General features: G+C 41.3%; 9 protein-coding genes. 7 read left to right on the forward strand and 2 right to left on the reverse strand.

The features are described from left to right. Position 1 precedes the first annotated feature (1 nt). A complete protein-coding gene (locus EHS11_RS01950; protein WP_135762743.1) occupies positions 2 to 967 on the forward strand; it encodes a transketolase family protein in 966 nt (321 codons plus the stop codon). Between the two features lie 17 nt (positions 968 to 984). Then, positions 985 to 1,311, forward strand: a complete 327-nt coding sequence (locus tag EHS11_RS01955) for an ATP-dependent Clp protease adaptor ClpS (RefSeq protein ID WP_135762744.1) — start codon at positions 985 to 987, stop codon at positions 1,309 to 1,311. Between the two features lie 408 nt (positions 1,312 to 1,719). On the opposite strand, the gene EHS11_RS01960 is transcribed toward EHS11_RS01955, so the two are convergent. After that, positions 1,720 to 2,595 (reverse strand): glycogen-binding domain-containing protein, encoded by an 876-nt coding sequence (locus tag EHS11_RS01960; protein ID WP_135762745.1) that lies wholly within the window; start codon positions 2,593 to 2,595, stop codon positions 1,720 to 1,722. A gap of 145 nt (positions 2,596 to 2,740) precedes the next feature. Here EHS11_RS01960 and EHS11_RS01965 point away from each other — a divergent pair, with 145 nt between their 5' ends. Next, a complete protein-coding gene (locus EHS11_RS01965; RefSeq protein WP_135762746.1) occupies positions 2,741 to 6,370 on the forward strand; it encodes an ICP22 family protein in 3,630 nt (1,209 codons plus the stop codon). Between the two features lie 2 nt (positions 6,371 to 6,372). Here the strand turns inward: EHS11_RS01965 and EHS11_RS01970 are convergent, their stop codons facing one another. Then, a complete protein-coding gene (locus EHS11_RS01970; protein WP_135762747.1) occupies positions 6,373 to 7,188 on the reverse strand; it encodes a WecB/TagA/CpsF family glycosyltransferase in 816 nt (271 codons plus the stop codon). A gap of 135 nt (positions 7,189 to 7,323) precedes the next feature. On the opposite strand from EHS11_RS01970, the gene EHS11_RS01975 reads away from it, so the two are divergent. From EHS11_RS01975 to EHS11_RS01990, 4 genes are read left to right on the forward strand one after another with little or no spacing between them, the layout of a single operon-like run. Continuing rightward, a complete protein-coding gene (locus tag EHS11_RS01975) occupies positions 7,324 to 8,340 on the forward strand; it encodes a hypothetical protein (RefSeq protein WP_135762748.1) in 1,017 nt (338 codons plus the stop codon). Positions 8,341 to 8,342: 2 nt separating this feature from the next. Continuing rightward, positions 8,343 to 9,704, forward strand: coding sequence for an MFS transporter (locus EHS11_RS01980; protein ID WP_135762749.1), 1,362 nt, complete (start codon positions 8,343 to 8,345; stop codon positions 9,702 to 9,704). An 8-nt stretch (positions 9,705 to 9,712) separates the two neighbouring features. Then, on the forward strand, positions 9,713 to 10,429 hold the full coding sequence (gene mtnC / locus EHS11_RS01985; protein WP_135762750.1) for an acireductone synthase: 717 nt from the start codon (positions 9,713 to 9,715) through the stop codon (positions 10,427 to 10,429). Positions 10,430 to 10,473: 44 nt separating this feature from the next. Continuing rightward, positions 10,474 to 12,036 (forward strand): hypothetical protein, encoded by a 1,563-nt coding sequence (locus tag EHS11_RS01990; protein ID WP_167884314.1) that lies wholly within the window; start codon positions 10,474 to 10,476, stop codon positions 12,034 to 12,036. Positions 12,037 to 12,100 lie beyond the last annotated feature (64 nt).

The raw sequence follows: 12,100 nt of genomic DNA on the forward strand, positions 1-12,100 counted from the left end.
AATGGGTGCACCTAGCCAATCAACTTCAGATAAAAAAGCAACTCGTGACGCTTACGGCGAAGCATTGGTTGAGTTAGGTGGTAGTCGCGCTGATATCGTAGTTTTGGAAGCTGACTTATCAGGCTCCACCAAAACTGCCGATTTTAAAAAACATTATCCCGAAAGATTTTTCAATGTGGGAGTTGCAGAACAAAATCTTGTAGGTCATGCTGCCGGATTTGCTCTGGCAGGTTACACTCCGTTCGCTTCTTCCTTTGCCATGTTTTTGTCCGGAAGGGCTTGGGAAATCGTTCGTAATAGTGTCGTTTATCCTAAGTTAAATGTAAAGCTTGTTGCTTCTCATGGTGGGATCACTGTGGGAGAAGACGGCGCCTCTCACCAATGTATCGAAGATTTCGGTACAATGCGAGTCATCCCGGAGATGACTGTAATTTGTCCTTCTGATTTCAACGAAACCAAACAAGTGATTCATGCCATTGCGGATTATAAAGGTCCCGTATACGTACGAGTGGGAAGACCGGCCATTCCTGTGATCCAAAGAGACAACTATCAATTCCAAATCGGAAAAGCCGAAGTTCTTTCCGAAGGAAAGGATGTTTGTATCATTGCTTGCGGGATCATGGTTTCGGAAGCGATGATTGCAGTAGACGCTTTGAAAGAAAAAGGTATCTCTGCGAGCTTGCTCAATATGGCGACCATTAAACCTTTGGACAAAGATGCCATCCTTGCGAAAGCAAAGGAATGCGGTGCGATCGTAACCGCTGAAGAACATAATGTAATCGGCGGACTTGGTTCTGCCGTTTCCGAATTCCTCTCCGAAGAATTTCCCGTTCCAATCGTAAAGGTAGGAATGAAAGATAGTTTTGGGAAGTCCGGTACTTGGGGTGGGCTAATGGATTACTTCGGACTTAGATCCAAAGATATCGTTTCTCATGTAGAGTTAGCAATCTCTAAAAAACTAAAATAATTAGGAAGGCTATCTGGGTGATATTTGCGAATGCCCAGCCTGGTGTCTTAGAAGAGACGGAAACGATCGTTAAACTGGGGTTTGACGGTCCTTGGCTTGTCGTACTCTGGGATGATGACCATCATACTTACGATTATGTGATCGAAATGCTTATGGATGTTTGCCAAATGCCCTGGGAAAAAGCCTTTCAACATGCCATTGAAGTGGATACAAAAAAGAGAACAGTCGTTTTTTCCGGCGAATTGGAACATGCCGAATTCGTGCAGGAAAGAATCATCGGCTACGGGCCGGATCCTCGCATGGTAAGTTCCAAAGGATCAATGACAGCCACTTTGGAAAATTAACGTTCGATGTTCCACGCTCCTGTGCGCGTAACCTCCGTGTGTGCACTCGCTTCGGCATCCCTGCCTCCGCCACCGCGAGAAACATCTCTCTTGCTTTTAGAGAGGAAGGGGCTTTCTTTATATTCGGTTGGGCGCCTCGGATGTGTTATGTGGATATAAATGAAATTGATTATCCGACCCGGCTCTCCCTCGGCGGCAACGCTCGCTTCGCCGGTCGATCCTATATGCGGGGCTGGTCAGACAAAAAGGCGAACTTTTCGGAAGAAAAATTTGTAAGTTTGGGATAGGGATGGTGGGAATTGGAAATTTGTGTTAGGTGGTTGTTTGCAGCCCACGAGCCACACCCCCCAACCCTAAAAAGGGCGGGGGATTTTAATATTCCGCGCTCTTAAATTATGTCCCTTCTTCCTAATCCTTTCTTTCCAGAGGAAAGTCCCTTTCCGGAACAACGAGTGTGGAAACTTGTTCGTTCGTATCTATTTTAACATTTGTTACTGAATTATAAGTATCTACTTGTATATCCCCATCTACGATGAACTGGTAATGGTATTCTCCCGGGAGCAATTTTTTTTCGAGGACGAAGAGACCATTTCTATCTTTTTTTAGAAAGTCATTTTCCGGATTCCAATCGTTGAAGTTTCCTACAAGGCTTACCACTTCCGCACTGGGAAGATAAATCTGAAATCTAACAGTTCTTAGATCTCTTTCCTCTGCATTGGAATCTTCCAAAACGAATGAATGGGACTGCCTATTTGTATCTTTCCTTTCCAAGATATAACGCGAGATAAAAGACCCGGAACCGTCTTCCGCTTTGTCTTGGTTTTCCGGATCAAAGGTGAGTAGTCCGTTTACCCTATATTTGTATTCATAAACCGTTTCATCTTCATAACCCGGTGTTTGCAAATTTGCATCTACCACCAAATAGTAGATTCCGTATTTATTTCTTTTCATTGGCAAACAGTCCCAATTGGAAAAATTACCGCAGACTTCTACGGATTCTTCCCTGAGACCGTTATAAGAAAACAAAATTCCTCGTTTGAGCAAGTTGGTTGTTTCCAAATAGGATTCCACGTCCAGGTAACGGATATAACGGGGAGAGATATTCTTTTTCAGACTTTCGAGTTGCCAGAGATAATAGACTGTATCCTGGTTTTCTATATCATCTTGCATTTCCAGTTCGTTTGAGGAAAAACTACCGACCCAATCCAGTGCATCCTGTCCCCAAAGTCCTAGGGAGAAAAATAGAAGCACAGAGGGGATAAGGTAGAAAAATGATTTTTTCATACGTTTCGGGATCACTTTTCTTAATTTCGGCAGAAACCCGGAAAGAGAATAAATGTAATTTTTCTTCAACCGATCCGACATAATAAAAAAAAATTCTGCCAATTTTATAAGAGTCCGATATTAAAGTAGGAAATACGTCCTTCTCATGGCAGAGCCGAAAGATAATTTACAACCAGAAGAGATCCAACAGATCGAAAGTCTGCTCTCTGCCTTAAATAAAAATCCACAATCTTCGGAAGACCTAAATCCGATGGCAAAGCTGCTCCGTGAAAAATTAGGTTATTCGGAGCCAATCCAACATATCGAAGAAGAAAGCGCTTCGGAGGAAGAAGATTCCGAATCGGAAGCGGATAGCGATTTTGGAGGAGAAGATGATCCATTTGCGGATTCCGGAGAGCGTTCCGGCCCCCCTCCTTTCCGTAACTTGGAAGCCGATGATGACATTGACTTAGATGAATTATTAAATGAAGACGGTCCTAAAAAAGCAGAACCAAGTGCAACTGATTTCGATGATTTTGATTCGTCAACCGAAGAATCAGAGTTAGGTGATTTCGGCACTCCGACGGCTGACGCGGGGGATGCTGACCCATTTGCCGATTTGGGGGGACCAAGCGATACCACTGATTCCGAAGACCCTTTTGGAGGATTAGGCGATACTCCAACAGAAGAAGATCCGTTTGCTTCTTTGGGTACTCCTTCGGAAGAGGAAACTGCTTCCGATGAAGCGGATCCGTTCGCAAATCTGGGTGAATCCGACGAAGCGCCGGCAGAACCGGGCGGATTCGACGATGACTTTGCACCTGCAACCGGTACTGAACCAAGTTTTGGCGGAGAGGATCCATTCTCTGATTTGGGTGGCGGGACTTCCGAAGATGCTGACCCATTTGATTCTTTAGGAGCAGGAGAAAGCGCTGAAGGGGAAGACCCTTTTGCAAACCTAGGTGATGCTCCGAGCGTTGATGACGGATTCGGATCCGGTGCGGAATCGGATCCATTCAGTGATTTGGGAGGAGGGGATTCCGGTTTCGGAGAAACCGCCGCCACTGATTCGTTTGGTGATGATGATCCGTTTAGTTCTTTGGGGGAACCTGCAAGTCCTGCAGGAGGTGCAGATTTTGAGGACTTAGGAGGCGGATTTGATAATGCGCCGACTTCTTCCGCTGCAGACGACTCAGGATTTGATGATCCTTTCGGTGATTTGGGTGTGGGAATGGAACCTCCCGGATTGGATGATGAATCCTCCGCACCTTCTTTTGATGATTTTGCTCCATCCATAGATGATATGCCTGTTTCCTCCATGGAATCCGATTTGGGCGGAGACGGAGGATTCGAAGATGATTTGATGTCTCTCGGCAAAGAGGATGAGCCCCAGGAAGATTTGGAAGCGGGCTTGGAAGATGAAGATCTTGCCATCATCCAAAGAGAGCTGATCAAATATCCGCCTAAGCTAAGACGTACGATCATTGATACGATTGTCAATAATCGGGTTCCCGTTCGAAACCAAAAAGAACTCATCGAGTTAATCAAAGCTCAACAAAAGCCGGAAGACGTCGCAATATTTTTAAGTTCATTGCTCGGCGAAAAAGTCGAGTTATCGGACTCAACTGGAAAATTTTCACCCGAAGGTATCCCTATTATTGCATCCAAAGATGCATACACCAAAGAAGGTGCCGTACGTCGTCGCGAAGTAATCCGTAAAACGATATTTTCCTCTGTAGCGGCCATTCTCCTGGTATTCGGAGGAGTCGCTCTCTATAAATATGTAATCGTTCCTTTCCGAGCGGAAGCTCAGTATGTTCTTGGTCTTGAAAAAATAGAAGAATATAGCAAAGAAACGGATGCTTTGGAAAAAAAGAAACTTCTCGCAGACGCTGAAAACTATTTTATCAAGGGAGAGGAAATCTTCCCGCATAACCTGAAGTATTTGAACGAATACTGTATGGCATATGCGCGTGCCGGTCAATATGACCGTGCTTTTGAAAAATGTTTCGGTAAAGTGGAACCCGACTTCGGATACGAGTTGGAAGATAAAGAACATAAACGTGCTTGGGAAAACAGAAAAGAAGTACCAAACATCAGTTTTGCTAAAAAAACCGAATGGAACGATGCAGGTGTGGAAACAGCCGGCAGAAAACCACTTTCCGAATTGGCATTTTACCTGACTTCCCAGGACAAAGTTCCCAGAAAGGTTTTAAAAGCGGGAGCTTATATTGCTTCCCGTTTGAAATACAACGTTCATGATACGCAAACCTATATCAGCTTGGGTAAGTTTCATTCATTCAATCGCAAGGATTTCATCGATGTTCCTCCCGGTTCCAATCGCAAAAAATATAAAAATGATCATCTGGCGATTGAATATTTCAAACGTGTTTTTACCGACGCAAATGAACCCAATAACGTAGAAGCAATTTCGGGAATAGCTCGTATTTTTTATAACAAACAAGAGTTTGGTACAGCAGTTAAATATTATAATGACATTATAGAAAAATATCCGAAAGATCCGATCGGTCATGGTGGTATTTTATCCACTTATATTGAAATGTGGAAGCGTGATAATAATCCTCAGTTCGTTCTCAACCACCACAGACAGGTTCGGAATGCACTTGATATAGAAGATGAACTTTCTCTCGCAGTGCTTGCAAAATTGGCGTCATTCTACATTGATTTGGATTCGGAAGAAGTCCGTATCAAATACAATATCAATCCGGAAGACCAAGTGACCGGCATGGAGATTGATGATAATGTGGAATATCTGTTAAATATCGCCTACGGAAAAGAAGGTGGTAATAAGTTTGCGGAAGGATATTACCAACGTGCCAGATATTATCTGAAGATCGACGAACCGGCAAGGGCTTTGAAACAATTGGAACTTGCTTCTACTTATGACACCCGACATTATCTGGCGGTTTTGCTTATGGCCGAATACTATATCAAAGTGGAAAACTATGATGAAGCGGTGAAGTTGTTAAGAGAATCTGACACTCGTTATGAGCTTTATAAGGATAAATTGGGTGAAAGAGACGAGGATGAAACCTTGTTGGAAGGAAAACCCGGTAGAATTTCTTTTGATTTGGGCAAAATCCAATTATTGGAATCCGCAGGAATCAATCAGGCAGACAATATAAGAGAATTTCCGGGTCGCAAAATTTATCCTGAAAGAAGTTTGGGTGTTCTTTCTTTTGAAGAAAAGGAAAGAAGAAACGGACTATATGCCGCGCGGGAATCCTTTCAAAAAGCAATTGAACGCGGAATCAGCAATGATCCCAAGATACAAAGAGAATGTTATTATTTTCTTGGTTGGATTGATTACAATCACGGTGAATTCGCGCAAGCTTTGGATTTTTGGGCGGAATTGCCGGAAGAAGATATTTATAACAATCCTACTTTGGTTCTTGGAAAAGGAAATTCATTCTTCTATACAAGGCAGTATAACGCGAGTTTGGGTAACTATCTGAAGCTCAAAGATGATTTTGAAATGAGAGAACAGACTCTCGGCAGAATCGAGCCTGAAAATTCGGAACACAGGGAAGTATACGAATCCCTTGCCGCGATCTATAATAATATAGGTGCCGTTTACGAAAAGAAACAGGATACGGTAAACGCATTGAAATACTATTGGAAGGCTATGGAAACCGCTCGTAAGATCAATTCAGTAAGTGAAATTGCAACTTCGAATAAGGATCTTGTATTTGCGCGTTCCAGACTGGACAGAGAACCTTTACTTGAGGACTGGCTTCCGCCAACCCTTGATAAGATGGTCGATATCAAAAAATAGACTTAGGATTTTTTTCTAAGTCTTTCTCTGATTCCCAAAAGAATGAAATAGAATGTCTCCCAAAATCTTTGGATTCGGTAAGGCCTTGTGATGATTCTCCAAAGCCACGCGAGTCCACGGGATTTGAAATACTCGGGCGATTTTTTATCTGCACCGGATAACATATCTAATGCGCCGCCGACTCCGATCACAACCGCTTTTCCTAAAAAGCCGGTATTGTTTTCGATCCAGACTTCCTGTTCGGGAAAATCATTTGCTATGAATATGATATCTGGGCCGGTCTTTCGGATCGCTTCTTTAACGCGCATCTCTCTCTGGCGATCCAGATGTCCTGCTTGTCTTCCTACGATTCTAACTTTCGGAAAATGTCTGGTAAGATTGAAAAATACTCTTTCTACGTTTTCATCTTTGGAACCGAAAATGAAAATAGTAAATTCTTTCAGTTCTGCAAGGCGAATGAGGTCCATCATGATGGCAACCGGAGTGACCCTTTCTTTCAGACGTCCCGAACTCATCCAACCTATACCTGCGCCTTCCACAAGAATGGTGCCTGCTTTTTCAGTAATTCGATGCAATGCCTTTTTAGGGCGCATCCTCATCAACTTGATGGGATCAAGAAAAAGTACATGATGCATCGCTTCTTTTTTTTCAAGAACTCTAAATAATTTTGCAACGGCTTCATCGGCCGTCACATTATCGATCGGTACTCCAAGGATTTTCAGAGTCTCCAATTTGGTTACATCGATATTTTGGTATTCAAGTAGGATGTCCCTTTCCTCTTTGGAAGAGTTGTGGACGATTTCATTCAATTGCTTCATGGATCCTGCTTATTTCCCCTAGAACCTTCTAAAAAAACATACCCCGAGCACGTCTGGTGTCGCCTCTAAAATTTTCTGGCCATATCTTTTTTTCACTTGGATTTTTGATAGTGAGACGGAGATTCAGGGAGAGTTATGAATCGTTTTTTTATTCAAGCCATAGTCTTTCTTTTATTATTACCAAGCATTAGTTATGCGGAAAAAGTCTCTATTTTCGGTTCTTTGAAGAATGGTACATTCGGGGGGCCGGGAAAAGCGGATTCGATCAAACTACTTGCTTTGCAAAGTGCCATGTTGCCTTTGGCGGAAATAGGGCCACAGACGGGTTCGTTTCGCTTTCCGGCAGTGGAGGCTCCCGAGGGTTCGCCTCTTTTGGTGCAGGTGGTGTATAAGGGAGTGAATTATAATAAAATCATTCCTCCCGTTGCCAAATTTCGTAGTGCATCGCAAGAAGTGCAGGTTTTCGAAATAGGGAACGATTGGAAAGACGTCAGCGTAAAGAGTTTAATGCAGGTTATGCGAGAAAAAACGGGAGTTCGCATTTTTAAATTGTTTCTTTTGGACAACGCGAGCAAACCTCCCCGATCTTTTCAAACCGATACCCGCCAGATCGAATATTTTGTTCCTAAAGAAGCAAAGGAAGTATTTGCACAAGTCCAACAACCCGGAAGTAAAATGGCGATTCCTCTCGGTCAACCGGAAGGGAAAAACGGAGGCAAAATTTTAGACAGAGCTTTGCTTCCCGGAGTATCCGAGCTTCAAATTTCCTATCTGATCCCCAATGAAGTCGAAGTAATCACCGAACAATTATTACTTGAGGGAGAGTCGGGCAGTTATCCTATTTTTTTAAAACCGGAAGATATGAAACCAGAAATTGTTTCCGGCGGAACTTTGACAAGACTGGAAAAGGATATCCCTCCGGGACTCAGCGCTTATAGCCTGATTGCATTGGATTCTTCAAAAATCGTAAAACTTAAGTTTGTTGGTGGCAAGGCAGTTCCGACTATGACCAATTCCTCTCCTGAAATTGTTAATGGAACCATACTTACTTCTTGGGACAGTTCATTATTTGCCGTCATCGGTTTCGTTTCGTTATTATTTACCCTCTCTTTTGTTTTTGTTTATAGAAAATCTCTTAAAAAGGAAACCTAATCATGAACCCAAAAAGCCCGGAAAAATCTCTCTTACGTTTTGTAGGACTTGGTGAACTTGCTCCCCATGGAGGAAAAGGGATTTTGGCGTTTTGGATGATTTTGGGCCTCGCCTTTTTTCTGTTCGGTGATCAGAATCTGATCGCCCCCAATTTAAAGAACATCGGAGCTTCACTCGGGATTACCAATTCGGAGGATGTTGATTGGAAATTGGGGGGGATCATACCGATTCTATTTTTTATTTTAGGCGGAACGGTTTCGCTTTCCATGGGATATCTATCCCAAAAGTTTTCCAGAAAGCGTTTGTTAGTTGCAACTGTTCTTTTGGGAGAAATTCCCTGTTTTCTGACTGCCTATGTCGAAACCTATGACCAGTTTCTCATTTTGCGAACGTTATGTGGTTTTGGGTTAGGGGGAATTTTCCCTTTGTTATTCAGTTTGATCGGGGATTATTTTTCCACTCAATCCCGAGCGATAGCATCCGGTTACGTATCTCTTGCGATGGGACTTGGAATCGGAGTAGGTCAGCTTTTGGGAGGAATTTTAGGGGAAGCGGATCCGATTAACGGATGGAGGACATCTTTTATATACATGTCCGTGCCTTCTTTTCTGTTTGTGATCATCTACATTCTGTTTTGTGAAGAACCTAAGAGAGGGGGAGCCGAGGAAGTAGGTCATGTGGATGAACTCTCACATAAGGTAACATTGGAAGATTTTAAATTATTATTTTATAATAAAACCAATTTAGGTGCATTTCTGCAAGGAATTCCCGGTTGTATCCCATGGGGGGTGTTTTTCGTATTCTTGGTGGATTTTTACGAAAATACATACGGCTTGGGGAAAGCACAAGCATCCGGTCTTGTTACATTTGCGGCAATCGGTGTATTCATAGGAACTTTTTTCGGCGGTTTTCTCGGCCAATGGCTTTACAATCGAAACAGAAAATGGCAGCCTATCCTCTGTATTGCGACAACAACGATAGGAATCGCCCCTGCAATCGGTTTGCTATATTCCCATGGACTTTCTCAAAATACGTTAGTATTCACGATTTTTAATATATTAACGGGTATTGTTATTTCCATGACGGGACCGAACGTAAGAGCGGTCCTACTGAATGTCAATTCTCCAAAAACAAGAAGTTCCATCTTTTCCATTTACAACCTAACGGATGATTTGGGGAAAGGTCTGGGACCTGCATTGTCCGCTATTATCCTAGGTTTGACCACTGATCGTGCGCTGGCTCTTTCCATTTCCATTTTATTTTGGATTCCTTGTGCTCTTGCTTGGTTTTTGATTTATTTCAATTATGAAAAAGACCAAACCAATATGGAAAGGCAACTAAAGCTCGAGCTTGAACATAAGTAAGGTAATCTTTGAAACATTTTCTACTGGATATTGAAGGTACGACGGCACCTATTTCTTTTGTACATGAAGTTTTGTTTCCTTTTGCGAAGGAAAAATTGGATGAATTCTTGACCGGTTTCGTTTGGAGCAGGGATCAGTTGGAACTGGTTCGCTCCGAATTTGAAAAAGACAAGTTGGCAAATGATCCGGATTTTGTTTCGCATTTGGGGAAGGGTGCTGTTTTTTCGGAAAAGATTATACCAACTTACTTTCGTTATTTGATTTTAAAGGATCGTAAATTCGGTCCTTTAAAGGAAATCCAAGGCAAAATCTGGAAGTCAGGTTATGAATCCGATGCTATTAAAAGTATAATTTTTCCTGATGTAGCGGATTTTCTAAAAAAAGCAAAAGAGAAAGGGATCGCCTGCCATGTATATTCTTCGGGAAGTGTTGAAGCTCAAATTCTGATCTATAAATATTCCGATATCGGCGATTTGAGGGAATACTTTCAATCTTACTTTGATACTGCCATTGGCGGCAAAAGGGAGAGTAGCAGCTATCAGAACATAGCAGAAAAGTTAGGTGCCGATATCGGCGATATTGTTTTTTTTACCGATACAGTGGAAGAAGCAATCGCGGCAAAATCCGCTGGTATGAGCGTTTTTATTTTGAATCGTCCGGGAAATTTACCTCAGATTAAACATGAGTTTCCCGTATTGAAAGAATTGGGATTGTTCCAAGTATAACATGAACAATCTGTTTTATTCGCCTAAATCCCGTTAAACAAAATATGTTTGTAAACAATAGAAAAACGATTTGGAAATTGGTAATAATTGTATTTTCACTTTATTTTTTTGATTTAAAGTCGGATTATCTTTCATTTCCCAATGATGTACGTTTGTACGATGAATCCAATAATCTGGAAAGAGGATTGAATCTTTCCTTTGGCGAAAAACTGCATGATGGTTATTTTTATTTCGTATTCTATAAGTTTTTAAGTCTTTTTGAAAAGAGCAATATAGATCTGTATTTTTTGATGTACTACTGCCTTTTTTCCGGCTTGATCGTTAGTATAGTTTTCGGCATTAAAATCGCACATAACAAATTTGCACCGATTGCCATCTATTTACTTTACTTTGTTTTTTTTCTGATGAGTCCGAATATCATTCAGATGTGGCCTTTTATTACCATTTTTTCCAGTTTACTCCTATCGATTCTTCTTTTGATCTCTAATAATAAAAATGCCTATAGTCTTTTGCCATTATTAACATTCGTTTTGGTTTTTACGAGACCTGAATTCATTTTAAGTTTTTATATAATTTTAATATTTGCATTATTTTATATTTGGAAACACCGTAATCAAATTTCCAGAAAAGTTTATTTGTATTTTATACCGCTCATTGTTTTACTTCTTACGCTTGTAGTTTTATACGATCCTACCAAAGGATCGCGTTCTATTGTAGCTTTTGGTCAGCATTACTCATTGAGGCTGGCTTTGAATGGAACGATTGTGATAGACCCTTGGACGAATTGGGAAAACATTTTGCTGGATCATTTTCAAGAAAAAGACAGCTTGATTAAGATAGTCACCAATCATCCGCAGAAATTTTTCCAGCATATGAGGGACAATTTTGAAGATTTTCTTACTGAAGTTTCCAATATTCTCCATCTTGGTATTTTTCCTTCATTCGTATTACTTTTGTTTGTTTATTCTTTTTCTTTTTGTCTCGGGTTGTACCGATTGGTATTTTCCCGGGAAACGAAATATTTGGCAGTTGTAGCTTGGATCTTATCATTGCCATCGCTTGTCGGCGTTTTGCTGATTTATCCCAGAACCCATTATATCTTGCAGTTATCCATTCCGTTTTTGTATATGATCTATGATACGTTTGAATTTTTATTTTCTAAAGTAAGACTAAAGAAAATTCATCATGTTCTTATTTTGTCGCTTTTAGTTTGGCTATCATTGGATAAACTTTATTTTAAGGCGAAAGGAAAAGAGGATGATACGAGCAATCCTTGTTCTAATATTTCTCTTGCCTCAACTTTGAATAACAGTCGGTTGGGCAAAATTAAGTTCTTAACGACACGCGGTCCGATTTGTATGTACTACAAGGGATTTTGCGAAGACATAAGGGAGTATAATAAAAGTTCACCATTCGGGGCTTTCATTAAAAAACACGATATCAATCTTGTTCTTATTGATGCTGCATTGATTCAGGACACTCGGTTTGTGAATGATTTGGAGTTTAGAGATTTTTTAAAAAACAATTATCAGATTCACCAATATGATTTCAAACCTATGAAAGCTTGGAATTGTTCCGATCAGATTTTACTCAGAAGGAGTGATTGAAGAGACATAATGTAACGCGGGAATCTTTAAAACCCCCGCCGTGAAGATCGGCTTCGCCGATGAT

The sequence above is a fragment of the Leptospira ilyithenensis genome, assembly GCF_004771005.1.
GTDB lineage: Bacteria > Spirochaetota > Leptospiria > Leptospirales > Leptospiraceae > Leptospira_A > Leptospira_A ilyithenensis.

Coding starts and splice junctions, on each gene's coding strand:
- EHS11_RS01960 (WP_135762745.1), bottom strand. CDS start 2,595: ATGAAAAAATCATTTTTCTACCTTATCCCCTCTGTGCTTCTATTTTTC.
- EHS11_RS01975 (WP_135762748.1), top strand. CDS start 7,324: ATGAATCGTTTTTTTATTCAAGCCATAGTCTTTCTTTTATTATTACCA.
- EHS11_RS01990 (WP_167884314.1), top strand. CDS start 10,474: ATGTTTGTAAACAATAGAAAAACGATTTGGAAATTGGTAATAATTGTA.
- EHS11_RS01980 (WP_135762749.1), top strand. CDS start 8,343: ATGAACCCAAAAAGCCCGGAAAAATCTCTCTTACGTTTTGTAGGACTT.
- EHS11_RS01950 (WP_135762743.1), top strand. CDS start 2: ATGGGTGCACCTAGCCAATCAACTTCAGATAAAAAAGCAACTCGTGAC.
- EHS11_RS01965 (WP_135762746.1), top strand. CDS start 2,741: ATGGCAGAGCCGAAAGATAATTTACAACCAGAAGAGATCCAACAGATC.
- EHS11_RS01970 (WP_135762747.1), bottom strand. CDS start 7,188: ATGAAGCAATTGAATGAAATCGTCCACAACTCTTCCAAAGAGGAAAGG.